Origin of the sequence: Microbacterium sp. CFBP 8794 (genome assembly GCF_014841235.1) — a bacterium.
Lineage (GTDB): Bacteria > Actinomycetota > Actinomycetes > Actinomycetales > Microbacteriaceae > Microbacterium.
Window position 1 is genome coordinate 30117 of record NZ_JACYTT010000007.1, and the last position, 24961, is coordinate 55077.

The 24961-nt window shown below is 71.4% G+C and carries 22 protein-coding genes; 8 read left to right on the top strand and 14 right to left on the bottom strand.

Going from position 1 to position 24961, the window contains the following annotated elements; all coding sequences use genetic code 11:
• Positions 1 to 3 precede the first annotated feature (3 nt).
• The gene (locus IFU19_RS16045) at positions 4 to 1086 is read right to left on the bottom strand and encodes an SDR family oxidoreductase (RefSeq protein ID WP_192212185.1); all 1083 of its coding nucleotides are present in this window, start codon (positions 1084 to 1086) and stop codon (positions 4 to 6) included.
• Between the two features lie 160 nt (positions 1087 to 1246).
• Here IFU19_RS16045 and IFU19_RS16050 point away from each other — a divergent pair, with 160 nt between their 5' ends.
• Positions 1247 to 1846: a hypothetical protein gene (locus IFU19_RS16050; protein WP_070409989.1), complete on the top strand. Its 600-nt coding sequence runs from the start codon at positions 1247 to 1249 to the stop codon at positions 1844 to 1846.
• Between the two features lie 272 nt (positions 1847 to 2118).
• On the opposite strand, the gene xylB is transcribed toward IFU19_RS16050, so the two are convergent.
• From xylB to IFU19_RS16070, 4 genes are all read right to left on the bottom strand, one after another.
• On the bottom strand, positions 2119 to 3510 hold the full coding sequence (xylB, locus tag IFU19_RS16055; RefSeq protein ID WP_192212186.1) for a xylulokinase: 1392 nt from the start codon (positions 3508 to 3510) through the stop codon (positions 2119 to 2121).
• A gap of 531 nt (positions 3511 to 4041) precedes the next feature.
• Positions 4042 to 5229 (bottom strand): xylose isomerase, encoded by a 1188-nt coding sequence (gene xylA / locus IFU19_RS16060; RefSeq protein ID WP_192212187.1) that lies wholly within the window; start codon positions 5227 to 5229, stop codon positions 4042 to 4044.
• 100 nt (positions 5230 to 5329) lie between these two features.
• Entirely contained in the window at positions 5330 to 6226 is an 897-nt protein-coding gene (locus IFU19_RS16065) for an esterase/lipase family protein (RefSeq protein ID WP_192212188.1), read from the bottom strand.
• A 267-nt stretch (positions 6227 to 6493) separates the two neighbouring features.
• Positions 6494 to 6979 carry a glutathione peroxidase gene (locus IFU19_RS16070; RefSeq protein WP_055839341.1) on the bottom strand — a complete coding sequence of 162 codons (486 nt, stop codon included), beginning with the start codon at positions 6977 to 6979 and terminating at the stop codon, positions 6494 to 6496.
• A gap of 128 nt (positions 6980 to 7107) precedes the next feature.
• Here IFU19_RS16070 and IFU19_RS16075 point away from each other — a divergent pair, with 128 nt between their 5' ends.
• Entirely contained in the window at positions 7108 to 8259 is a 1152-nt protein-coding gene (locus IFU19_RS16075; RefSeq protein ID WP_192212189.1) for an ROK family transcriptional regulator, read from the top strand.
• Between the two features lie 196 nt (positions 8260 to 8455).
• Positions 8456 to 9700: a D-arabinono-1,4-lactone oxidase gene (locus IFU19_RS16080; protein ID WP_192212190.1), complete on the top strand. Its 1245-nt coding sequence runs from the start codon at positions 8456 to 8458 to the stop codon at positions 9698 to 9700.
• A 76-nt stretch (positions 9701 to 9776) separates the two neighbouring features.
• Here IFU19_RS16080 and IFU19_RS16085 read toward each other — a convergent pair whose 3' ends face one another.
• Positions 9777 to 10505, bottom strand: a complete 729-nt coding sequence (locus tag IFU19_RS16085; RefSeq protein WP_070409280.1) for an SDR family oxidoreductase — start codon at positions 10503 to 10505, stop codon at positions 9777 to 9779.
• A gap of 235 nt (positions 10506 to 10740) precedes the next feature.
• Here IFU19_RS16085 and IFU19_RS16090 point away from each other — a divergent pair, with 235 nt between their 5' ends.
• The 5 genes from IFU19_RS16090 to IFU19_RS16110 all read left to right on the top strand — a co-directional run bounded on the left by IFU19_RS16090 (position 10741) and on the right by IFU19_RS16110 (position 15979).
• Entirely contained in the window at positions 10741 to 11439 is a 699-nt protein-coding gene (locus tag IFU19_RS16090; protein ID WP_342343443.1) for a nucleoside/nucleotide kinase family protein, read from the top strand.
• On the top strand, positions 11436 to 12212 hold the full coding sequence (locus IFU19_RS16095; RefSeq protein WP_055839350.1) for an ATP-binding cassette domain-containing protein: 777 nt from the start codon (positions 11436 to 11438) through the stop codon (positions 12210 to 12212). The genes IFU19_RS16090 and IFU19_RS16095 overlap by 4 nt, the downstream gene beginning before the upstream one ends.
• Positions 12209 to 13291 carry an ABC transporter permease subunit gene (locus IFU19_RS16100; RefSeq protein WP_192212191.1) on the top strand — a complete coding sequence of 361 codons (1083 nt, stop codon included), beginning with the start codon at positions 12209 to 12211 and terminating at the stop codon, positions 13289 to 13291. The genes IFU19_RS16095 and IFU19_RS16100 overlap by 4 nt, the downstream gene beginning before the upstream one ends.
• 94 nt (positions 13292 to 13385) lie before the next feature.
• Positions 13386 to 14372: an ABC transporter substrate-binding protein gene (locus IFU19_RS16105; protein WP_192212192.1), complete on the top strand. Its 987-nt coding sequence runs from the start codon at positions 13386 to 13388 to the stop codon at positions 14370 to 14372.
• Positions 14373 to 14515: 143 nt separating this feature from the next.
• Positions 14516 to 15979: a mannitol dehydrogenase family protein gene (locus IFU19_RS16110; RefSeq protein WP_192212193.1), complete on the top strand. Its 1464-nt coding sequence runs from the start codon at positions 14516 to 14518 to the stop codon at positions 15977 to 15979.
• Here IFU19_RS16110 and IFU19_RS16115 read toward each other — a convergent pair.
• The 8 genes from IFU19_RS16115 to IFU19_RS16150 form a co-directional block, all read right to left on the bottom strand.
• Entirely contained in the window at positions 15926 to 17152 is a 1227-nt protein-coding gene (locus tag IFU19_RS16115) for an alpha/beta fold hydrolase (protein WP_192212194.1), read from the bottom strand. The two genes, IFU19_RS16110 and IFU19_RS16115, sit on opposite strands and share 54 nt — an antisense overlap.
• Entirely contained in the window at positions 17149 to 18075 is a 927-nt protein-coding gene (locus IFU19_RS16120; RefSeq protein ID WP_207301775.1) for a hypothetical protein, read from the bottom strand. Before IFU19_RS16120 ends, IFU19_RS16115 begins: the two co-directional genes overlap by 4 nt.
• A complete protein-coding gene (locus tag IFU19_RS16125) occupies positions 18069 to 18530 on the bottom strand; it encodes a hypothetical protein (protein ID WP_055839366.1) in 462 nt (153 codons plus the stop codon). Before IFU19_RS16125 ends, IFU19_RS16120 begins: the two co-directional genes overlap by 7 nt.
• A 22-nt stretch (positions 18531 to 18552) precedes the next feature.
• Entirely contained in the window at positions 18553 to 19107 is a 555-nt protein-coding gene (locus IFU19_RS16475; RefSeq protein WP_199858839.1) for a hypothetical protein, read from the bottom strand.
• A 318-nt stretch (positions 19108 to 19425) separates the two neighbouring features.
• Positions 19426 to 21084 (bottom strand): alpha-amylase family protein, encoded by a 1659-nt coding sequence (locus IFU19_RS16135; RefSeq protein WP_192212196.1) that lies wholly within the window; start codon positions 21082 to 21084, stop codon positions 19426 to 19428.
• A 292-nt stretch (positions 21085 to 21376) separates the two neighbouring features.
• On the bottom strand, positions 21377 to 22348 hold the full coding sequence (locus IFU19_RS16140) for a LacI family DNA-binding transcriptional regulator (protein ID WP_083285975.1): 972 nt from the start codon (positions 22346 to 22348) through the stop codon (positions 21377 to 21379).
• Between the two features lie 242 nt (positions 22349 to 22590).
• Entirely contained in the window at positions 22591 to 23478 is an 888-nt protein-coding gene (locus IFU19_RS16145; RefSeq protein WP_055939201.1) for a tagatose-bisphosphate aldolase, read from the bottom strand.
• A gap of 59 nt (positions 23479 to 23537) precedes the next feature.
• Positions 23538 to 24890, bottom strand: a complete 1353-nt coding sequence (locus IFU19_RS16150; RefSeq protein WP_192212197.1) for an FGGY family carbohydrate kinase — start codon at positions 24888 to 24890, stop codon at positions 23538 to 23540.
• Positions 24891 to 24961: the final 71 nt, after the last annotated feature.

Sequence of the window (24961 nt, forward strand, 5' to 3'; positions counted from 1 at the left end):
CGCTCAGGGAATGAGACGCGCCGCGCGGTACCGCTCGAAGAGCCGCGTGAAGGAGTCCCGCGTGCGGTGATGCTCGGTGAAGCCCGCGAGACGACTCTTCGACATGTCGGTCATCACCTCGATGTCACGCCCCAGATCGGCATCGGTGTGCCACCACGAGGCCACCCGCGTGAGGTCGGACTCGATCAGGCCGTGCTGCTCCACGATCTCGGCCCACAGGGGTGCCGCGTCAGCCATCTGCTCCTCGAACGGGCGGGGAGCGGTGTCGAAGCCTTCGGCCTCGACTCCGAGGTCGGCGGCGATCCGCGGCCACATCCAGCGCCAGCGGAACACGTCGCCGTTCGCCGTGTTGAACGCCTCGTCCGCGCCCTCGGGATGGGTGGCCGCCCACACCATCTGATTCGCCAACAGATCCGCATCGGTCACGTCGGTCAGCCCGTTCCACTGCGTCTCGCTGCCGGGGAAGATGAACGGTCGACCGGTGTGGCGACTGATCGCGGCCGCGACGGCGATCGTGAGGCCCATGTTCATCGCGTTGCCGACCGCGTGCCCCAAAACGGTGTGCGAGCGGTGCACCGACCAGGTGAATCCTTGACGATGCGCGGCCGCGAAGACCTCGTCTTCTTGCGCGTAGTAGAAGTTGTCGACGTCGAGGCGCGGCTCGTCCTCGTGGAACGGGGTGTCGGGCATGTCCCCCTGGCCGTAGGCCTCGAAGGGGCCGAGGTAGTGCTTCAACCCGGTCATCAGCGCGACGTGGCGTACCGGGGCGTCGGTGAGCGCCGCGAGCAGGTCGCGCACCATTCCCCCGTTGACGGCGATGTTCTCGGCCTCGGTGTCCTGCCGCGACCACGCGGTGAAGAACGCGTGCGTGACCGGAACGCCTCGCAGCGCGTCGGTCAGCGCGGTCGGCGAGCGCAGATCGGCGGACCGCCACGTCACTCCCGTTCGCGCCGCACCGGGCCGACGCGACAGTGCCGTCACCTCCCAGCCGTCGTCGACCAGACGGTCGAGGAGGGCGCTCCCGGCGATACCGGTGGCGCCGACGACGAGGGCGTGTGAGGAGTCTGTCAAAACGGGGGTTCCCATCGGGTTGAGGTGAACCGGGGGAAACCACCGGCAGAGGGCCGGTATTCCGCGTTCGGCGGCGGGGATCATCCGACGGGGGTTTCGAACGCCGGGTCGCGCGCGCGAACATGGACGGATGAAGTCCGCTCACCCGAGCGCCGGCGACCCCTGGCCTCACGACATGGTCGTCTCGATCGAGGACCGGCCGCATTCCGCGTGGGAGATGCTGTGGGTCCGCGAGGCTTATGGGCTCGCGCCTTCCGGGGACCTCCCTCCCCCCTTGATCGATCCGCCCGCACCCGCGACACGCTCGCTGGGTCGGACGGAACGCGCGCGCTGGGAGGCAGCCTGGTCCTCGCTGTGGACGCCGGTCATCGAGCACGCGGGGCAGCCCACCGACACCCCGGCCATGGATCGCCTCCTCCGCCAAGACCTGTCGGCCGATGAGCGCGCGACTCTCCTCGCGGAAGTCACCGGTCCGTCCTGGAGCGACGAGTTCGGCCACGAGGTGTTCCACGACCCGTCGTACCGCGACGCGGAGGAGCGTTCTCTCGAGGCCTGGCGCACGACTCGCCCCCGTCGGCTCGACGATCTCCCGGAGAGGCGCGATGTCGTCGCCCTCGCCCCTGCGTGGCGCAGAGGCCTCATCAGGGTCGTCGTGATCCCCTGCCGCGGCTCTTACGTCCGCACCCTCGGCCCGGCCGGGCTGCTCGTCACCACCGAGGTTCGCGACGACTCCGCCACGTATCGCGAAGCCCTGTCGTCCTTCGCTCCACGCTGAGCAGCGCCCTTTCACGCGGCACGGGATGCCAGGGCGTCTACGTGCGGAAGTGGGCGAGCGCGGTGTCGCCGAAGCGCACGACGCCGGACGCGAGACGGACGGCGGCACGCGTGGTCACCTCGCGCACGCCGCCCCGGCCCCGCCGCTCATGGTCCTTCGCGGTAGCGGCGTGTCAGCCCTCGGCCGCCGCGGCGACGCGTCCACCGAGCCCATCCGCCGCGGAAAGCAGAGACCGCCGACATCCCCCTTACAAGATGTCGACGGTCCCAGGTCTACTCTGCCGCACGCAACGCTGCGACGACGTCGTAACGTTCGCGAATCTGCGGCCGGTGATCGGCATCGACAGCGCGCGTCGTCGCGACCGCCCAGTCGACCGGTCCGCCCGCGAGCACACCCGCGGCCTGTCGCGCCGCACCGAGCGCGACGTACTCCCCCGCCGCCGGCACCACGATCTCGGCGTCGAAGACCTGCGCAGCGATCCGCGCGACACCCTCGTTCGCGGCCGCGCCGCCGATGAGCAGGATGCGCCGCACGTCGACGCCCTGCGCCTGGATGGCCTCGAGCCCCACGGCCAGACCGCTCAGCATGCCCTCGATCGCGGCGCGCGCGAAGTTCGCGCGGTTCGTGGATGCCAGGGTCAGTCCCGTCAGCGACGCCTGCGCCCGCGGAAGGTTGGGGGTGCGCTCCCCCTCGAACCACGGCACGAGCACGACGCCGTCGGCGCCCGGCGCTGCCTCGAGGGCGAGGGCTCCGAGCTCGTCGTGCGTCACACCGAGCAGCCCCGCGAAGGCGTCGAGCACCCGGGCCGCGTTCAGCGTCGCCACCAGGGGCAGGAACTTGCCGGTGGCGTCCGCGAATCCGGCGACGGTGCCCGTGGTGTCGCGCGTGGGTGCGTCGGCGACGGCGAAGACGGTGCCCGAGGTGCCGAGAGAGACGACGACGTCGCCGACCCCCGCGCCCAGGCCCAGCGCTGCGCCGGCGTTGTCACCGGCGCCGGGGCCGACGAGGGCGCCGCCCGAGAGGGTTCCGGCGCTCTCCCACGGGCCGAGCACGCGCGGCAGCACGGCATCGTGCCCCAGGGCGCGGCGGAACAGCTCGAGGTCGTACCCGCCGGCGCCCCAGTACGCGGTGCCCGAGGCGTCGGAGCGGTCGGTGACGAGCTCGTCGAGCACAGCGTTGCCGGGACCGAAGCCCCGCAGACGCCAGGTGAGCCAGTCGTGCGGCAGCGCCACGGCGGCGACGCGCGCGGCGTTGTCGGGCTCGGCATCCCGCAGCCATCGCAGTTTCGTCCCGGTGAACGAGGCGACCGGCACCACGCCCGTGCGCTCGGCGTACGCGTCGGCACCGACCTCGTCGATGAGGTCGCGTGCCGCCTGAGCCGAGCGGGTGTCGTTCCACAGCAGGGCGTCGCGCACGACGCGACCCTCGGCATCGAGGGCGACCATTCCGTGCTGCTGCCCGGCGATCGAGACCGCGGCGACGTCGTCGAGACCGCCGGCCTGGGCGATGGCATCCTGGAGCGCGCTCCACCACGCCTCGGGATCGACCGCGGTGCCGGAGGGATGCGACGCGCGCCCCTCGCGCACCACGCGTCCGGTCTCGGCGTCGACGACGACGACCTTGCACGACTGCGTCGACGAATCGACTCCCATGACGAGCGCCATGCTCACCCTCTCTGCCGTCCGCGCCGTCATCGGCGCGGGATGTTCGTGTGGTGTTCTCGTCGAGTGTCCACGACACCCGGATGTTCCCGGAAGACGTCCGGGTGTCCCTCGAAACGCGACGCGGATGCCGCGAAGTGCCGCTGAGCGTCCAGGAAACGCCGCGTCCACTCGGTCCGGAACGGCGTGTCCTGGACACTCAACGGGGTGATGACGCGGCGGTTGGGCGGGCCGGACGGGCGGCGCCGCCGCCGGGCGGGGCAGCCGGGCGGGCAGGCCTCCCCTGGTCGAGTGTCCAGGGAACGCCGCACCCGCTCGGTCCGGAACGGCGTGTTCTGGACACTCAACGGCATGATGACGCGACGGTTGGGCGGGTCGGACGGGCGGCGCGGCCTCCCCCGTCGAGTGTCCACGAAACGCCGCACCCGCTCGGTCCGGAACGGCGTGTTCTGGACACTCAACGGGGTGCGACGCCGAGACCTGACCCGGGCGGGGCATCGGGCCCGGATGCCGCGGCATCCGGGCCCGTGCAGTTCAGCGCGCGCCGAGCAGGTGCTCGGTGGCGAGCTGCTGCAGGCGGACGAAGCCGAAGCCCTTGCCGCCGAGGTACGCGTCGGTGTCGAAGTCCTCGTAGGCCGAGCGGTCGGCGAGGAAGTCGTCGTAGCTCTCGCCCTCGTTCAGCGTCGGCTGAGCGAGCTCGGGGACCTTCGATGCCTCGAGCGCCGCCTGCACCTCGGGGTCGGCGCGGAAGGCCGCGGCGCGCTCCTTCAGCAGCAGGTAGGTGTTCATGTTGGCCGAGACCGAGTCCCAGACGCCCGTCTCGTCTTCGGTGCGCGAGGGCTTGTAGTCGAAGTGGCGGGGACCGTCGTAGGCGGGAACGCCGCCGGGGCCACCGTTTTCGAGCAGGTCGACGAGCGCGAACGCGTTGTGCAGGTCACCGTGGCCGAAGACGAGGTCCTGGTCGTACTTGATGCCGCGCTGGCCGTTGAGGTCGATGTGGAAGAGCTTGCCGTGGTACAGCGCCTGGGCGATGCCGGCCGAGAAGTTCAGGCCCGCCATCTGCTCGTGACCGACCTCGGGGTTGACGCCCACGAGCTCGGGACGCTCGAGCGAGTCGATGAAGGCGATCGCGTGGCCGAGGGTCGGCAGCAGGATGTCGCCGCGGGGCTCGTTGGGCTTCGGCTCGATCGCGAAGCGGATGTCGTAGCCCTTGTCGGTGACGTAGTCGCCGAGCAGGTTGACGGCCTCGCGGTAGCGCTCGAGTGCCTGGCGGATGTCTTTCGCCGAGTCGTATTCGGCGCCCTCGCGGCCACCCCACATGACGAAGGTCTTCGCGCCGAGTTCGGCGGCGAGGTCGAGGTTGCGCAGAACCTTGCGCAGGGCGAAGCGGCGCACCTCGCGGTCGTTCGAGGTGAAGCCGCCGTCCTTGAAGACGGGGGCCGAGAACAGGTTTGTGGTGACCATCGGCGTGATGATGCCGGTGTCCTGCATCGCGCCCTTCAGACGGTCGATCTGCTTCTGGCGCTCGGCGTCGGTGGAGCCGAAGGCGAAGAGGTCGTCGTCGTGGAAGGTGAGGCCGTAGGCGCCGAGTTCGGCGAGCTTCTCGACGGCGTGCACGACGTCGAGGGCCGGGCGGGTCGGGCCGCCGAACGGGTCGGCGCCGTTGTAGCCGACGGTCCAGAGGCCGAACGAGAACTTGTCATCGCGGGTGGGGGTGGGCATTCCTGCTCCTTCGCATGGAGACGCACGAGTGCGCGGTGACGCACGGGTTTGTTGGTTCTCACAACATATAACCCGGATGCCACGGCGTCCAGCGTTCCGGTCAGATTCCCAGGGCCTCGTCGACGACCGCGAACACCGCGGGGTCCCACGTCAGCGCGCGCTCCCACGGCAGCCCGAACGCATCGGCGAAGAAGATGCTGTGCACGTCGTCGGGGAACGCGTGACGCCTCGCCTCGGGAAGCACCTCGGCGGGGATGTCGTCGGCGCGCCCGCTGCGGAGCGAGACGAGACCGTCGTGCGGCCAGAGCCGCGCCGGCTCGACCGCCGCGGCGAAGTACCCCGCGCCGATCGCGGTGACCGGGATGCCGTCGAGCACTCCCGTCTGCGCCCGATTCCACTCGCGCAGGTATCGATGGGACACCTGCGCGGCCGCGCCCTCGGAGTTCGCCGCGGCGTACGCGCGCGCCTGCGCGAGGATCGTCGTCGTCGACGGGTCGCCGTGCGCGTCGGCATCCGTGATCTCGCCCGCGACGGCATCACCGAGCACCGCGCCGTCCCACGGGGTGCCGAGGGTGACGAGCCGCTCGGCACGCGGGTCCTCGTCGCCCAGCTCGCGGATCGCGGCGCGGGCGAACAGCCCACCCATCGAATGCCCCACGAGGTCGACGCTCGTCACCGCGTGCTCGGCGGCGAGCCGGTGCAAGAACGCGGCGAGCGCGACGCCGGCGTCGTCGATCGTGCCGACCGAGTTGATCGTCATCTCGGCGGGCAACACGACGGGCACGTCGTCGAAGCCCTGCCACCCGGCATCCGCCCGCACCTCTCCGACCCCGAGGCGGGCGGGCGCGGTGTACACCCGCCGGCCCCGATCGAGAAGGTGTCGGCGCAGCGCGGTGAGCGTATTGCCCGCGGCCAGGCCGCGGCCGGCGGCGTGATCGGGGTCGGTGTACGGCGAGACGGCCGCACCACCGGAGACGAGGACGACGGCATCGGCCATGGCGACTCCTTCACGGGTCAGGTCCCGGTCAGGATAGGGCAGCCCTCCGACATCGACCCGCCGCGTTCCCGTGCCCCGTTGCCGCTCCCCCGTCGAGTGTCCAGGGCACGCCGCACCGCCCCGGGCGGAGACGGCGTGTTCTGGACACTCGACAGCCAAGGCACGCCGCCCTCGGCGTCACGGCTCCGGGAGGGCGCCAGCGCGTCAAGACGCCAGCCGTTACGGCGCCAGCGCGTCACGGCGCCAGCGCGCCAGCGCGTCAGGACGTCAGCGCGGGAGCGCCCCCTCGATCGCGGCGATGACCTCGGGGTCGTCGGGCTGGGTGCGCGGGCTGAAGCGCGCCACACGGCCGTCGGGGGCCACGACGAACTTCTCGAAGTTCCACGAGATGCGACCGGTCTTGCCCTCGGCATCCGGGGTCGTCGTGAGCTCCTTGTACAGGGGGTGGGCGCTGCGCCCGTTGACCTTGACCTTCTCGGTCATCGGGAAGGTGACGCCCCACGTCGCCGAGCAGTACTGCTCGATCTTCTCGCTGTCGCTGAGCTCCTGCAGGAACTGGTTGCTCGGGAAGCCGATCACGGTGAATCCGCGCTCGGCGTAGCGCTTGTGCAGCGCCTCGAGGATCTCGTACTGCCCCGCGAGCCCGCAGCGCGAGGCGACGTTGACCACGAGCGCCGCCTTGCCGTCGGTGAGCGCGCCGAAGGTCGTCTCTTCGCCCTGGAGGGTGGTGATGGGGATGCCGGAAAGGTCCATGCTCCGATCCTGGCACCGCTAGCTAGGCCCGGGGTGGGAACATCGCCTCTTCACGGCAAGCGGCGCAGGCCCCGCACGAGACACCGACGCGCATGGGCCGAGCGCTCGGCGCATGGCACAGTGGTCGCATGGTCACCGCGGGCACTCGGGGCGACGGCATGCGCCGCGCCAATCTCTCGCTCGTGCTGCGAACCGTGCACCGCGAGGGCCCGCGCTCGCGCGCCGCGCTGACCGAGGCCACCGGACTGAACCGCTCCACGATCGCCGACCTCGTCGGAGAACTGCAGCGCGGGGGGCTCGTGATCGAGCGGGCGTCCGATACTCAGGGTCGCGTGGGCCGCCCCTCGCCGATCGTCGCCCCCGACCCCCGCGTCGTCGCCGTGGCGGCCAACCCCGAGGTCGACGCGCTGGACCTCGCGGCGATCGCCCTCGACGGCACGATCCTCGTGCGCGAACGCCTCGACCAGCGGGCGCTGCTCACCCCCGAACGCACCGCCGAGATCATCGCCCAGCGGCTGGCGGCCTGGCGTCGCGGCCCCCTCGCCGACGCCCGGATCACCGGGGTGGGCATCGCCGTGCCGGGACCGGTGCGGGCCTCCGACGGACTCGTGCGCGAAGCCCCGCACCTCGGATGGATCGACGCCCCGCTCTCACAGTTGGTGACGGATGCCACGACCCTCCCCGCCCACGTCGGCAACGACGCCGCCCTCGGCGCACTCGCCGAGTACCTCTTCGGTGCCGCGCGCGGAGCGCACGACGTCGTCTACCTCAACGGCGGCGCGAGCGGTATCGGCGGCGCCGTGATCGTCGGGGGCACCCCCCTCGGCGGAGCGGGAGGCTACGCGGGAGAATTCGGGCAGAACCGCCCCGGCATCGTTGACATCGCCGACCGGCGGGCGGCCGACGGCGTGCTCGAAGACGAGGTGAGCCGGGCCCACCTGCTCGCCGCCGCGGCCCTCGACGGCGGTGACGACGCCGCCCTCGCCCGTGCTCTGGCATCCATTCCCGACGTCTCCGAGGTGGATCGCCAACGGCGCATCCTCGCCACGGCCCTGGCGAACGCCGCCAACGTGCTGAACCCGGCTGTGATCGTGCTGGGCGGGTTCCTCGCCGTGCTCGCGGCGCGCGACCTGGCCGGACTCGACGCGGCCGTGCGGGCGCAGACCATCCCCGCGTGCGCCGAGGGTCTGCGTCTCGCCGTCGCGGAGCTCGGCGAGGACCGCCTGCTGGTGGGCGCCGCCGAGGCGGTGTTCGAGGCCGCGCTGTTCCCGGCGCGCTGAGCCGGGGCGGCTGAGCGCTGAGGCGGCGCGGGGCGGGACGAGCGGAGTGTTAGGGACGAGCGGAGGACCGCAGCGCCCGATCCACCCTCCGCTGGTCCCCGACCCTCCCCTCCGCACCGCCGCCGCACTCGCACGCGCCCACCCGAATGTCGGTGGTGCGGGGCAGGATAGGGACATCCACGCGAGGAGAGCACTGATGCAGACACGACCCCCCGGCGCCACCTGGTCGGGCAACCACCGCTACCGTGCCGCCGAGACACTGCTGCCCGGTGACCTCGACGAGCTCGCCAAGGTACTGACCTCCGCCGACGCGGTGCGCGTGCAGGCGACGCGTCACACGTTCAACGACGTGGGCGACACCGACGGTGTGCTCGTCTCGCTCGAGCAGCTGCCCGTGCGCATCGAGATCGACGGGGACCGCGCCCGCGTCGAGGGACTGGTCACCTTCGCCGAGCTCGCCCCGGTGCTCGAGGCCGAGGGCCGCGCCCTGCACAACCTCGGCTCGCTGCCCCACATCTCCGTGGCCGGCGCCACCGCGACGGGCACGCACGGCTCGGGTCTCGGCAACGGCAACCTGTCGAGCGCGGTTCGCGCGGTCGACGTCATGGATGCCGACGGCCAGACGCACCACATCGACCAGACGCACGAGTGGTTCGCCGCCGCGGCGCTCGGCATCGGCGCGTTCGGCGTGATCACCGCCGTCGAGCTGCAGACCGAACCGTCGTACACGGTGACGCAGCAGGCGTACACCGGCGTGGCGTGGGACGACATCGTGGGCGAACCCGAGCGCGTGTTCGGCGGCTCACGCAGCGTCAGCGTCTTCACGACGTGGGGCGACCCGGCGCACGATCTGGTGTGGGCCAAGAGCGACGACGGCGCACCGGACTGGGTGGAGGCGCTCGGGGGCCGCCCCGTCGGCGACGACATCCACCTGGGACGCATCCGCACCGTCGACAACACCACTCCGCGCGGCACACCGGGCCCGTGGCACACGCGCCTTCCGCACTTCCGCGCCGACGCCCTGCCGAGCGACGGCGACGAGATCCAATCCGAGTACTTCGTGCCGATGGCCTCCGCCCGCGATGCGCTCGCGGCGGTGCGCGCGATCGCCCCCGCGTTCTCCGCGCAGCTGCTCGTCTCCGAGCTGCGCACCGTCGCCGCCGACGAACTCTGGCTGAGCCCCGCGTATCAGCGCGATGTGATCGCCATCCACTTCACCTGGCGCAACGACACCGACGGGGTCCTCGCGGTGCTCCCGCCCATCGAGGCCGCCCTCGCGCCGTTCGACGTGCGCCCGCACTGGGGCAAGGCGTTCACCATGCCCGGCGAGGCCGTGCGGGCGAGCCTCGCCCGGATCGACGATTTCACCGCCGCGGCACATCGGGTCGACCCCCGCGGCGTCTTCCGCAACAACTTCCTGCGGCGGACGCTCGGCCTGTAGCCCGGCGCACCGCCCACCGCACGACAGACCGCGGAACGGCGTCGCCCACCGCGACGCCGCCCCGTGGCATCCGGGATCAGCGGCTCGAGTAGCCGCCGTCGATCGGCAGCGAGACGCCCGAGATCATGCCGGCGCCGTCGCTGAGGAGGAACACGATGGGGGCCGCGATGTCGTCTTCGGTGGCCCACTTGTGCAGGGGCATCGCGTCGAGGAACGGGCCCTCGATGTCGGGGCGCCCCCAGTACCAGGCCGACATCGGCGTCATCACGACGGTCGGGTTGACGCTGTTGACGCGGATGCCGTAGCCGCCCAGCTCGAGGGCGGAGACGCGCGTGATGTTGTCGAGCGCCGCCTTCGACGAGCCGTACGAGATGTGGCCGGTGAGGGCGACGAGGCTCGCCTGGCTCGAGACGTTGACGATGGCGCCGCCCTTGCCGACGCGGATCATCTCGCGCGAGGCGTACTTGGTGACCAGCAGCGAGCCGCGGGCGTTGATGCTCATGACCTTGTCGAACACGTCGATGTCGGTCTCCATGGGGGTGGCGATCTCGCCGCCCCATCCGCCGCAGTTGACGACGCCGTAGAGGTCGCGTCCCTCGATCGCGGCGCGGATCTCGTCCTCCGACTCGAGGTCGAACACGACGGGCTCGGCGCCGGTCTCTTCGGCGATGGCGGCGACGCTGTCGGCCGTGCGACCGGCGGCGAGCACGGTCGCACCGGCGGCGACGAGGTGGCGGACGGTGGTGCCGCCGATGCCGCCACCGGCGCCGGTGACGAGAATGGTGCGGTCGGAGAATTCGCTCATGGGCGGGGCTCTTTCGGGTTCACGATGTCGGGGGCGACGTCGATGTCGCCGCGGCCCATGATAACCACAGAATCACGCGGATGACTTCGGTGTCATGACGAATTGATCACGGGTGTTGACACCGGTGTCATCACGGGCTTACCGTAACCGGAGTTCGACCGGCGGCCTCCCGCCGGACCCGCTTCACCGACGCAGCACTCCGATGTGCGGCGTCGCCCGGAAGGACCACACCGCTGTGACCCACACCTCGGATAACGCCGCGACGGCCGCCGCCGTCACCGTGCACCTCGACGACCTCGTCGCCCGTGCCCGGAACCTCGCGGCGACCGGCGAGCGCCGCGTGCTGGGACTGGCGGGCACCCCCGGCGCGGGCAAGTCGACGGTGAGCGATGCGCTGCTCGCCGCCCTCGGATCCGACGCGGTCCTGGTGGGGATGGACGGCTTCCATCTCGCCAACGATGAGCTCGAGCGCCTTGGTCGCCGCGACCGCAAGGGCGCCCCCGACACGTTCGACGTCGAGGGCTACGTCGCCCTGCTCGATCGCCTCCGCGCCGGCCACGCCGTCTACGCCCCGCGCTTCGACCGCGGCCTCGAGGAGTCCATCGGCTCGGCGGTGCTCGTGCCCGCCGACGTCCCCCTCGTCATCACCGAGGGCAACTACCTGCTGCACGACGACTTCGGGTGGGATGCCGTGGCATCCCGTCTCGACGAGGTCTGGTTCCTCGACATCGAGGCCGACACCCGCCGCGAACGTCTCGTCGCACGCCGCCTGTCCCACGACCATCCCCACGACGACGCCGTCGCCTGGGTCCGCGACGTCGACGAGGCCAACGCTCTCGTCGTCGAGCGCGGGCGCCACCGCGCCGATCTCGTCATCACCGTCTCCGACGCCCCCGCCGGGGGCGTCGGCCACCACGAAGGAGCTGCCTCATGAGCACCACCACGACCGTGCCCGTGCTGCAGGCGCGGGGTCTGTCGCGTCAGTTCGGATCCGTCCGCGCCCTGCACAACGTCGACTTCGAGGTCTACCCCGGAGAGGTCACCGCCCTCATCGGCGACAACGGCGCCGGCAAGTCGACGCTCGTGAAGGCCCTGTCCGGCAACCTCGCCACCGACGAGGGCGAGATCCGCTTCGACGGCACCCCGATCGACATGTCGAACCCCCAGGTCGCCTCGGGCCTGGGAATCGAGACGGTCTACCAGGACCTCGCGCTCGCCCCGCACCTCGACCCGGTGCAGAACATGTACCTCGGCCGCGAACTCCGCCGCCCCGGCCTGGCCGGAGCCCTCGGGTTCATGAAGACGAAGGACATGGCCGTCGCCTCCCGCGCGGCGTTCGACGAGCTCGGCGCCACCGTGCGCTCGCTCACCTCGCCCGTCGGTGAGATGTCAGGCGGACAGCGGCAGGCGATCGCGATCGCCCGCGCCGTGCACTGGGCGTCGCGCGTCGTCTTCCTCGACGAACCCACCGCCGCCCTCGGCGTGCGTCAGACGAAGAACGTGCTCGAGACCATCCGGCGCGTCCGCGACAAGGGCATCGCCGTGGTCTTCATCTCGCACTCGATGCCGCACGTCATCGACGTCAGCGACCGCATCCAGGTGCTGCGCCTCGGTACCCGCGTCGCCAACATCAAGGCCGCGGACACCTCCATGGAAGAACTCGTCGGACTCATGACCGGCGCCGTCACGAAGGACGACCAGAAGTGAGCACGCAGACGCCTCCCACCGAGACGGTGGCCATCGGCACCTTCGACACCCACAAGACGAACCCGATCAAGGCCGTCCTGCGCACGCAGGCGTTCCAGATCCTGCTGGTACTGCTGGCCATCATCATCGTCTTCAGCATCCTGGCTCCCGAGTCGTTCGCCCAGTGGTCGAACTTCCGCCTCATCATCCAGAACGCCTCGATCCTCGCCGTGCTCGCGGTCGGCATGACCTACGTCATCATCACCGCCGGCATCGACCTCTCCGTCGGATCGGTGCTCGTGTTCTCGGGTGTCGTCTCGGCGCTCGTGATGCGGGCCCTGGGCGGCGAAGGCTGGGGCGTCGCCACCATCGGCATCATCGTCTCGATCCTCAGCGGCGTCTGCTGGGGGCTGCTGAACGGCTTCCTCATCGCCAAAGCCAAGATCCCGCCGCTCATCGTGACGCTCGGCTCGCTCGGCATGGCCCTGGGCCTCGCCCAGATCCTCACCGGCGGCGTCGACGTGCGCGACGTGCCCACCGTGCTGACGGTCTCGATCGGCTACGGCAACGTGTTCGGCAGCGTCCCGATCATCAGCGTGATCGCCTTGGTCGTCGTCATCATCGGCGCCATCGTGCTGCACTACACGCGCTTCGGCCTCTACACGCTGGCCGTCGGCTCGAGCGAGATCGCAGCACGCCGGGTCGGCGTGAAGGTCGACGCGCAGCTGATCAAGATCTACACGATCTCGGGCGCCCTGGCCGGGCTCGGCGGCATCCTCTCGCTGTCACAGTTCTCGACCACCGCCATCGCGGGTCAGACCCAGACCAACCTGAACGTCATCGCCGCCGTCGTGATCGGTGGCACGTCGCTCTTCGGCGGCGTCGGAACGATCATGGGCACGGTCGTGGGTCTGTTCATCCCCGCGGTGCTGCAGAACGGCTTCGTCATCACCGGCGTGCAGCCCTTCTGGCAGCAGGTCGCGGTGGGCGCGGTGCTGATCACCGCCGTCTACGTCGACCAGGTGCGCCGCACCGCCGCCACCCGAGGCAACTCGCAGGGCCTCTGGCGCAAGTTCATCAGCGGAGGTCGGCGCGGCTGAGCCGCGGCGGCACCCCTGCTCCCTTTCCCCTCGAACCCCACCCCACCAAGAAGAACCCGACACAGGACAACCCGAAAAAAGAATGGTGATCACAATGAAGTGGAACAAGAAGGCGACCGCACTGACGGTCTTCGGTATGGCAGCGACGCTCACCCTCGCGGGGTGTTCGGGCGGAGCCGCCTCGGGCGGCGCGTCGGCCGGCGCCGACGGGGACAAGATCGCGTTCGTGCAGGGCGTCGCCGGAGACGAGTTCTACATCTCCATGCAGTGCGGCATCCAGGCCGAGGCCGAGAAGGAGGGCGCCACGGTCACGACCCAGGGCCCCGAGAAGTTCGACCCCACCCTGCAGAAGCCCATCGTCGACGCCGTCGTCGCCTCCCAGCCCGACGCACTGCTCATCGCCCCCACCGACGTGTCCGCGATGCAGGCGCCGATCGCCGCCGCCGAGGCCGCCGGGATCAAGGTCGTCCTGGTCGACACCACGCTCGAGGACCCCTCCGGTGCCGTGTCGCAGATCTCGTCCGACAACGAAGGCGGCGGCGCCGCAGCGTTCGAGGCGATCCAGAAGGCCAACCCGAACGGCGGCAAGGTTCTCGTCGTGTCGACCGACCCCGGTGTCTCCACCACCGACGCCCGCGCCCAGGGCTTCGAAGACGCCGTCGCCAAGGACAGCAAGTTCGAGTCGGTGGGGGTGCAGTACTCGCACAACGAGCCCTCCACCGCTGCCGAGATCGTCACCGCGGCGCTGCAGAAGGACCCCGACATCGTCGGCATCTTCGCCGCCAACCTGTTCGCCGCCGAAGGCTCCGCCACCGGTGTCCAGCAGGCCGGCAAGCAGGGATCGATCACCATCGTCGGCTTCGACGCCGGCCCCGCCCAGGTGAAGGCCCTCGAAGCCGGAACCGTCCAGGCCCTGGTCGCCCAGGAGCCCGCCACCATCGGCTCCGACGGCGTGAAGCAGGCCATCGCCGCGCTGAAGGGCGAGGCGACGGAGGAGAAGATCCAGACCGGCTTCACCATCCTCACCAAGGACAACATCACCACCGACGGCGCCGACGCCGTCTACAAGTCCAGCTGCTGACACCCCGGATGCCGGGACCCCCACATCCGCGTGGGGGTCCCGGCATCCCCCTTCGCGTGCGAAGCGCCACCGACGCGAAAGACCCCTCCCGAGCCCGTCGACGGCTCGGGTCCCCTGCCACCGCCGCACCCACGGAGTCCCGCATGACCGATCTCACCGCCGCCGCCCTCCCCTCCCTCGCGGCGAACGTCTCCGTCCCGACGTACGACCGGGCGGCCGTGCGCACGCGGATCGTGCACTTCGGCGTCGGCGGCTTCCACCGCGCGCACGAGGCGATGTACCTCGACCGGCTGCTCGAGGCCGGGCACACCGAGTGGGCCCTCTGCGGCGTCGGCGTGCTGTCGTTCGATGCCGCCATGCGCGATGCGCTGCGCGCGCAGGACACCCTCTACACGCTCGTCACCGAGGCTCCCGACGGCACCTCGACCGCACGCGTGGTCGGCTCGATCGCGCAGTACCTCTTCGCCCCCGACGACCCCGAGGCCGTGGTCGCCAAGCTCGCCGACGCCGACACGGCTATTGTCTCGCTGACCATCACCGAGGGCGGTTACGGCATCGACGACGCGACCGGTGCCTACGCTCCGCGCGACGAGGCCACCCTCGCCGACCTCGAGGGCACCGACGCCCCGCGCAGCGTCATGGGCTTCCTCGCCGAGGGGCTGCGCCGCCGACGGGATGCCGGCACCCCGGCCTTCACGGTGATGTCGTGCGACAACATCCAGGGCAACGGTCACGTCGCCCGTGCCGCCCTGCTGGGCTTCGCCGAACGGCTCGACCCCGAGCTCGCCGCCTGGATCGCCGAGAACGTGTCGTTCCCGAACTCCATGGTCGACCGCATCACCCCGGTCACCACCGACGCCACCCGTGACGCGATCGCCGAGGAGTTCGGCATCCGGGACCTCTGGCCCGTGCGCTCGGAGTCGTTCGAGCAGTGGGTGCTCGAGGACTCCTTCTCGGCGGGCCGACCGCCCCTCGACGAGGTCGGGGTGCAGCTGGTCGCCGACGTCGAGCCGTACGAGCTGATGAAGCTGCGGCTGCTGAACGCGTCGCACCAGGCGATGAGCTACCTCGGCATCCTGTCGGGAGCCGAGTTCGTGCACGAGGTCTGCACCGACCCGCTGTTCGTGGCGTTCCTGCAGGGGTACATGCACACCGAGGCCATCCCGACCCTGCGCCCGGTGCCGGGCATCGACCTCGATGCCTACTGCGACCAACTCATCGAACGCTTCGGCAGCGAGGCCATCCGCGACACCCTCGCGCGTCAGGTCGTCGACGGCTCGGACCGTCTGCCCAAGTTCCTGCTGCCGGTCGTGCGCGAGCAGCTCGCCGCGGGCGGACGCATCGACCACGCCGCGCTCGTGCTGGCGGGCTGGAGCGTCTTCCTCGAGGGACGCACCGAAGCGGGCGAGGCGACCCCGGCCGTCGACAGCCGTCTCGACGAGCTTCGGGCGATCATCGCCGATGACCCCGCAGCCCTGCTCGACTACGCGCCCGTGTTCGGCGACCTCGGCCGGAACGCGCGACTGCGCGAGGCGTACCTGGCGGCGCGGGCCTCACTCGCCGAGCGGGGCGCTCGCAGCGCGATCCAGGTCGTGCTCGACGCCTGAGCGCGGGCTCGAAGCTCCGCCCTCTCCGCGCGCGGCGGCGGCGCGGGCGACCTCGCGTAGGAAGCCGGCGATGGCGTCGTGGAATCGCTCGGGTTGCTGGTTCGCCTCGTTGCAGTGCCCCGAGGAGTCGAACGCCACCAGGGTGGCCTCGGGATGCCGAGTCGCGTACGCCGCCGAACCCGCGAACGGCACCACCGGGTCGGCGCGGCCGTGCACGATGAGCGTCGGCAGGGCCGCCCCCGGGCGCGGCCCGTCGACCCAGTTCAGGGCGCGGGCGTCGACGGCCTCGATCAGGCCCAGGGCGCCGGCGCCCGCACGACTGCCGAGCACCCGCAGAGCCGACGCGCCGATCGAGCGGGGCAGGTGCGCGCCGTCGACGGCGCTGTGCACGATGCGGGTCCAATCCAACGCGGGCGCGACGAGCACGAGGCCGGTGATCCGTGCGCGGTGCCGGGACTCTTCGAGCGCGAGCATCGCGATCGTCGCCCCCATCGACCAGGCCACCAGCACGATCTCGCGGGCCCCCCGCTCGACCGCGTAGGCGATGGCGTCGTCGACGTCGCGCCACTCGCGCGTGCCGAGGGTCGAGGGCAGGGCGTCGGCGGGGGCGGCCTCCTCATCACCGGCGTACGACACCACGAGCGACATCCATCCGGCGTCGTTCGAGGCCGGAGCCGAGCGCAGCGCGCCGTGGCGACTCGAGCGCAGCCCGTGCACGTGGATGGTCCAGCCGCCGTCGGCGTTCGCCGGGTCGCCGATCTCCCACGCTTCGGCGGTTCCGCCTCGGCGCAGCGGAATCGCGACGTGACGCGTGGGACCGACGTCTTCGGGCGCGCCGATGTTCTGCGAGGTCCATGCCGCTGTCGCGGTGCCATCGCCGAGCCCCGCCGGGCGGGTGAGGATCGAGCGGACCACGCGGTCCCCCTCGACGCGGATGACGTCGCCGACCATCAGGTGCGCTCCGTCGTCGAGGCGCAGTCCGTAGGTGCCGGGCTGTCGACTGTCGCCGGTCGCCGGCACCGACACCGTGTCGCCGGCGATCGTGACGGGCTCGAAGACCTTCGCGGCGCGCGGCGCGATCAGACGCCGTGCGACGTAGCCGGCGAGCGCCGTGTGCGCGACGGCGAGCGTGGCCGCGGCCACACCCGCACCGATGACGAGCGGTCGGATCATGCGCGGACTCCCGGGGTTCGGCGGGTGAGGTGGGCGTCGACGTCGTCGAGCAGCGCGCGCTGCGCGGGCGTCAGGGGCACGGACCGCGCGATCGCGTCGTCTTCGATGGCGACGCGCAGGGCGTACAGCCGCGTGTCGAGGGCCGGGTCGAGGGCGATGCCCGAGAGGTCGGTGGCACCGCGCTCGCGCGCGAGGTTCTCGAGACGCTCGAGCAACGACGCGCCCCGACGCCGGATCGTGGTCGCGGCGCGCGACGCGACGAAGATCCCCGCCACGAACGACACGACGCCCAGGTAGAACAGCGGGTCGAACAGGGCGCTGACCACGGCGTTCGCCGTGAAGAACCGCGTGAGGGTGAGGTCGACGATCTCGCTGAGGCAGCCGAGCACGATGGCGACGGCCCCGAGGCGGAACAGCAGCCGACTCACGGGCAGCGAACCGCGTGCCGAGCGCAGCAGAAGAACGCCCACGAGCGCGATCCCGCCCATGTGCAGCACGCCGTACGCCCACGCTCCGGTCGAGGTCTCGGCCGCGGTCTCGAGGAACAGGAATGACGAGGGGCCCCGATCGGGCACCGCCACGAAGAACACGACCGCGAACAGCGCCCCGAGCAGCAGGGGGAAGCGCCACCGCAGGGTGGGGATGCGCGCGGTCGCCGGGGCCGTTCCCGCCTGGATGCCGAGCCACAGGGCCACCATGGTGAGCACGTTCTGCACGAGCTTGAGGATGTTCGTGCCGCCCAGTGCCCCGTCGAGCACCTCGATCGGGATGACCGTCCCCTGGGTCAGCAGGGCGATCGCGCCGACGAGCGCGGCGAGCCAGGCGATGCGGGCGCGGGGCTGTCGCCAGGCGACGCGCGCACGTCCCCCCACGACGAGGACGAGTCCGACCAGCGCCGCATCGATCAGCAGCACGGTCACCACGACAGCTCGGCGACCCGGGGGCTGGTGTACATGAGCTTCGCGATGGCGTGAGCGACGTGCTCGGCCACCAGCTCCGCCTCGACCTCGGGCGTGGTGAGGGCGGGGTTCGCGTGGGGCGAGACCGAGGAACGCTCGTGCAGCGCTCCCGTGCAGTGCGCATCGTCGAGCAGGTGGCCGAGCTCGTGCGACGCGGCGAACTGGCTGTAAAGCGGCGCGTCGGCGGCGCGCACGTGGATGGTGCCCTCGCGCCGGTCGGGGAAGTAGGCGAGGAATCCCGTCAGGGTCCCCCACGTGGCGGTGTCGGACTCCGCGACGACGGTGAGACGGATGTCGACGGCCGCTTCGACGGCGCGGACGACCTCGGCGAACGTCATCCCCGGCGCGAGCGCGGCGCGCGCGAGCGCGCGATCGACCCGGGCCTGCACCCGGGCACGCGTCTCGTCGGCCTGCGTCATCGCCGGTCCCCCTCGCGGTCGATCATGGTGTCGGCGGCCTGCCACGGAGCGAGTGGGCGATCGCGCGCAGGGCGTCGGGCGACATCTGCCCGAGGGCGCGGAACTGGATGCTCTCGGCCCCCGCCGCGCGCATCGCCTCGCGCAGTTCGAGTTCGGCCTCGGTGCGGTCGGTGAGCGCCTCGTCGGTGTGGTCGGTGAGGTATTCGACAGGAACGTCGGCCCACTGCGTGATCTGCCGCAGCACCTCTTCGTCGACCACGACCGTGTTCGTCGTGGCGTCGAGCAGGCCTCGGGCACCGGCCGCGACCGACGGGTCGGCATCGTCGAGGTGCCCCAGGAGCTCGGTCTCGGTGGCGGCCTGACTCGAGATGAGTCGGCGCACGCGTTCGCTCACGGCACCGGCGGGAACTCGCATCTCGACGCGCGGCGCCGACTCCGGGCTCGCGAGCTCTTCGGGGGCGACGCCCAGGACGGCGGCGAGCGATTCGATGTCGTTGGTGTTGTACGGCAGCGAGAAACCGGCCCGCGACTGGTAATAGCTCTTCGTCATTCCGGCGCGACTGATGAGCTCACCCACGGTGAGCCCTTTCGCCTTGCGCAGGCGATCCACATTCGCCACCACTCGTCGGGAGTACCGAGAGGGTGGTCCGACAGCGCCACGACCCACGTCTTCGATCGTAGACGACCCTCACCCGGGGGGAGGTGATCGTATTTACGTGACGCCGGGAGTGCTATTTACGATCCTCTGTGCTTGGATGAATGCGAGACATCGCGTGCGGCCCCCCGGCTCGTTCCGCCCGCGTGCGTCGGATGACGCGGGGCTGCCGCTTTTCTCGCCTACGGGCGCGGCGGCATTGGGGGACGCCGCGCCCGTTCTCCCCGCTTGGCGAGACGGTCAGGCGATGCGTCGCTCCCCCGGACGGATGACCCGCCACCAGCTGTGGCCGTAGCCCTCGAGGGCGACCTCGAACCCCCCGTCCTTCAGCGGCACGGGACCCTCGGTGTCGCTCAGCAGGTTCACCACGCTCCACCCCTCGGCATCCGCTCCCTCGAGAGTGAGGTGAAAAGTGCGTCCATCGGGGGCGAAGTTGTGCGCGGCGACGACCATGCCGAGTTCGCTCGTCACCGAGTGAGCCAGCACGCAGGCGTGCGGCTGATCCAGGATGCCGAGCTCCCCCCACCCGATCTCGGGCGAAGCGCGGTAGTGGCGCACCAGGTTCTGGACGAACCTCAGCATCGAGTCGGGGTCGTGGCGCTGCTGGGCGACGTTGACGTGCTGCGGGCCGAAGCCGCCGGGGACCACCTGCGCGACGAGATCATCGCCGTCGGCGTGCGAGAAGCCCGCGTCTTCGGCGCCGGTCCACTGCATGGGAGTGCGAACGGCGGCGCGGCTGCCCTCGATCTCGGGGTTCTCGCCCATGCCGATCTCTTCGCCGTAGTACAGCACGGGCGCGCCCGGCAGCGAGAAGATCAAGCTGTAGACCATGCGGATGCGACGAGGGTCGCCCTCGAGCATCGACGGCAGGCGGCGGGTGATTCCGCGGCCGTGGATGCGCTGACCCGCCTTCGGTGCGAACGCCTCGAACACCTCGTCGCGCTCGTCGGCCGTGAGCTGGTCGAGGGTGAGCTCGTCGTGGTTGCGCACGAAGTTGCCCCACTGATTGCCCCGGGCGATGTCGGGCCGCGAGAGCAGCGCATCGCGGAGCGGACCGGCATCCTGACGGGCGAGCGAGAGGAAGAGCCGCTGATTGGCGACGAAGTCGAACTGCATGGTCAGCTCGTCGCCGTCGGCGTCGCCGAAGAAGCGCAGCTGCTCGTCGTAGGGCAGGTTGACCTCGCCGAGCAGCATGGCGTGACCGCTGCGGCGCGAGACGTAGCCGCGGAGCTCGCGCAGGAACTCGTGCTCGGGTCCCTCCTGCCCGTCGATGAGGTGGGGCACGGCGTCCACCCGGAAGCCGTCGATGCCCAGTTCGAGCCAGAAGCCGATGGCCTTCGCGATCTCTTCGCGCACCTCGGGGTGGTCGGTCGCGAGATCGGGCTGGTGCCGGTAGAACGAGTGCTTGTAGTACTGCCCCGCCGTCTCGTCGAAGAACCACACGCCGTCTTCGACATCGGGGAACATGCTCGCGGGGGCGTCGTCGGGCACGTCGTCGCGCCACTGGTAGAAGTGGCGGTACCGGTTGTCCCGGCTGGTCCGCGCCTGCTGGAACCAGGGGTGCTGGTCGGAGGTGTGGTTGACCACGAGGTCGACGATCACGCGCATTCCCCGGTCGTGCGCGGTCCGCAGCACCTCCACCATGTCGCCCAGCGAGCCGTAGCGGGGGTCGACGCCGTAGTAGTCCTCGATGTCGTAACCGTTGTCGCGCTGTGGCGAGGGGTAGAACGGCGCGAGCCACAGGCACGTGACCCCGAGCTCGGCCAAGTGGTCCAGGCGCTGCGCGAGGCCCCGAAGATCTCCGATGCCGTCGTCATCGGCATCCAGGTAGGTCTTGACGTCGAGGTTGTAGAAGACGGCGGTCTTCCACCACAGGTCGCTGGTGTCGGTGAGTCTCATGCCGTCGTCACCCCCGTCGCGGTGTCGGGGTGGCGCGCGGTGGTCGCGGAGGTCGTCATCGGAGCCCTCTTCTCGGGAGCGGTGGCGGCTGGTCCCCTTCGTTCTACCCACCGCACCTGATCATCGGCGGCCTCTTGCCTCGGTCGCGGCGATGTGCGTCGTGCGGTGTCGTGTGACCAGCGGAGGAGCAGGGACGAACGGAGGACGCACCACCCGCGAGGGCCCTCCCCTCGCCCCACGCCCTCCGCCCCTCACCGGCCGCGGGGCAGCTTCACCGGCAGCGGGGCGCGGGTCAGAGGCGGCAGGACTCCCGCTCGACCAGCGACACGTCGATCACCGTGAGCTCGTCGAGGCCGAGGCCGGCGTCGGGCCGCAGGCGCGCGAAGACGCGCTCCGCGGCGAGCGCTCCGATGCGGCGCGGATCCTGGTCGATCACGGTGACGGCCGGGGTGAGGGTGTCGGCCATCGGGAAGTCGCCGAAGCCGACGAAGGGCATCGGCGCCCCGCGCAGCACGTGCGCGAGCGCCATCGAGGAACGGGCGTTGGCCGAGAACAGCGCCGTCGGCGGCTCCGCCAGATCGCGGAGCCGTGCGAGAGCGGATGCCGCGGACTCGCGGTCGGAGACCTGAGAGGCCACGAGCTGCTCATCGATCTCGACGCCGGCGTCGCGCAGCGCCCGGCGCCAGCCCTCGACGCGCTTGGTCTCGGTGGACAGGTGCACCATGTCGCCGACGTACGCGATGCGGCGGTGACCGTGCGAGAGCAGGTGACTGGTGGCGAGGTGAGCGCCGGCCTCGTCGTTCTCGGTGAAGGTGTCGGTGAGCAGCCCCACGGGGGCACGGTCGACGAAGACGATGGGCGTGTGACCGCGCCAGCGCTCGAGCCACGAGTGGTCGGTGCCGACGGGCGCGATGACCAGCCCGGTCAGCTGGCGACCGAGCAAGGACTCGAGCGCGGGGCGTTCGTCGTCGGGATCCTCGCCGAGGCTCGTGACGAGGGTCGACAGACCGTGGCGGCGTGCGGTGTCCTCGACGGAGCGCGCGATGGCGGCGAAGAACGGGTCGACGACGTCGGGCACCGCGACGCCGATGACCGAGGCGCGACCGGCGCGGAACGTCGTGGCCAGGGCGTTGGGCACGTAGTTGAGGTCGCGCATGGCCGCCTCCACCAGCGCGCGGGTGTCGGGCAGTACGTGGGGGTCGTCGTTGAAGACGCGCGACACCGTCTTGGTGCTCACACCGGCGCGCAGGGCGACGTCGCGCATCGTGGTCACGAGGCACCTCCGGGGTGTGGGCGAGTGGCGGGTCCGACGAGCCACCCTATCCGGCGGTCACCGCCGACCAGCGCCGAGACGGCGGGGGCCGACGCCGCCCCCCGCCGGGCGGAAGAGGCGTTCTCCCGCCCGGCACCGTGGCATCCGTCCCCCGCGCGCACCCGCGGCGAGATCGGCCGAGGGGCGTCGGACGCGATCATGGACGGACCCGGCGCCGGGCGGGCGTGGTCATCTCAGCGGCCGTCGACGGCGTCGGCGAGCTCGCGCAGGCGCGGCAGGGCGCGGCCCGAGAGCAGCTCCTCGCGGCGGTCGGCGTCGATCGAGAGGCTGTCCTTCCACAGTGACCGACCGGCCATCGCGCCCGACGCACCGTTGGCGACGGCCGTGCGCACCTGCTCGATGAAGGTCTCGTGGTCGACACCGGCCGACAGCACGGCCCACGGCACACCCTGGGCGACCTCGGTCACGCGGGCGCTGGCCTCGGCCGAGCCGGGGTACTGGAGCTTCAGGATCTTCGAGCCGCACGCGACCGCCAGTTCGGCGCCGTCGACGACGAGGTCGGCGAACTTCGCCTTGTACTCCTCGTCGCTCTCGTCCTCGAGCTGGTACGTGAGCAGCTCGACGATGAGCAGCAGGCCCTCGGCCTCGCAGGCGGCGACCAGGTCGCGGATCTCCTGGGCGACGCGGGAGTCGGCATCCTGCTTGTCGGGGCGCGTGTAGTAGAGCATCTTCGCGACGGTGCCGCCCATGTCGCGGACCGTGCGGGGGGTGACGCCGGGCACGAAGCGCGTGTACTTGAGGCCGTCGACGGTCTCGAAGCCCGAGGCGTCGAGGCCCACGACGAGTCCGGTGTCACGGTCGAGAACACCGTCGTCGACGATCTGCGGCAGCGCGACCTCGGGGTCGAGCAGGATTGCGGGAGCGTGGTTGGCGAGGTGGCGGACGAGGTCGGCCTTCACCTCGGCGAGCTCCTCGCGCGTGATGGCGTCGGAGCCGTTCGGGGCGTCCTTGATCGCGGCCTTCATGCCGTTGCGCTGGTCGGCGGCGACGATGAGCATGTGGCCGTCGGGGGTGCTGATCGACTGGAGCGCGCGGCGCTCGAGCGTGGTGAGTTCGTTCATGTTTCTCTCTTCTCTGGGGTGTGCGCGCGCGTGCGGTCGGGGCAGGCGCGAGGGTCGGGTCAGGAGGGGACGGATGCCGAGACGAGGCGCCGCGCCATGTCGGCGGCTGCCCACGCGACGTCCTGCTCGCGGGCGGACAGGGCGAGGTCGGGCAGGGCGTGGGCACGGGCGCGTCGGACCGAGGCCATGCCCGCCCACCCGCCGGTGAGCGTGGAGTGGGTCGCCGGGGCGACCTCACGGTCCATCGCGGCGATGAGCTCGGCGATCTCGGCGTTGCTGTGCCGGAGGGCGGCCCCGAAGATCTCGGCGGGAGAGGCCTCGGCGTGCAGCGTCAGGCGCAGGACGCCGTCGTCGTTGCGCGCCCCGGTGACCTCGATCGCGCCGGCCGGCAGCTCACCCTCGTAGGGAAGCGCCATCACCGCGGCGTCGAGGGCGTCGCGCCCCGCGCGATCGCTGATGCCGCTCGCGTGCAGCACGCGCCGCAGCAGGAGCCCGGTCTTGACGCCGGCGACGAGCACGTGTTTGCCGGGCACGACGTGGCGCACCTCGTTGATGAGGGCGTCGGCCAGGCGCTGGCGCGCGGCGTACCCCAGGGGCGCGTCGAGCACGCGCAGCAGTACCTCGGCCGTGCCGAGCGAGACGTGGTACCCGTCGGCATCCAGCGTGCCGTTGGCTTGAGCGGCCACGAGGTGGTCGTGGCCGGCGACGGTGAGGGCGGCACCCGCGACGCGCGGGCCGAAGACACCGGAGGCGACGCCCCACGAGAGGCCTCCGCCGCGGAGCGGGGGAAGCAGCGTGTCGTCGACGCCGAGGGCGTCCAGCATCGCGGGCCACGCGGCGCCGGAGTCCTGGTCGATGAGGCCGGTGCGTGAGGCGAGCGAGAGCTCGAGGGCGATGTCACCGCCGAGGGCGGCGACGACGAACTCGGGCAGGTCCAGCCAGCGCAGACCCGCGAGGTCGGTGCCCTGATCGCGCAGCCACGCGAGCTTGGCGACGCTCACCTGCGCTCCGAGGGGCAGGCCCGTGCGCCCGGCGAACTCCTCGCGCACCGCCCGCGGGAACGCCGCGATCTGCTCGAGGCCGCGCGGGTCGAACCAGGCGAAGCCCGGGCCCGCGGCGGCACCGCTCTCGTCGATCAGGATGCCGGTCTCCCCCATGCCGGCGACGGCGAGCGAGGTCAGCGGCTCGGCGGTCAGCGGGGCGAGGTCCGCGTCGACGAGGTCGACGAGCGCGCGCACGGAGGCCAGCAGGTCGGCGGCGTCGATGTCGGTGGTTCCGCCCGCTCCGACCCGCCACGGGGTGGGTACCTGAGCGCCGGCGATCTCGGTGCCGTCGTCGTCGATGACCAGCATCTTGATTGCGGTGCTGCCGAGGTCGAGCCCGGCGTGGAGGCGCGCGGACCCCGAAACCATGTCACCGGTGTCTCGCATGAGCGGCCGTCCTTTCCGGAACTTCTTCGAGTCCCGGAATTTCAAGCATGACA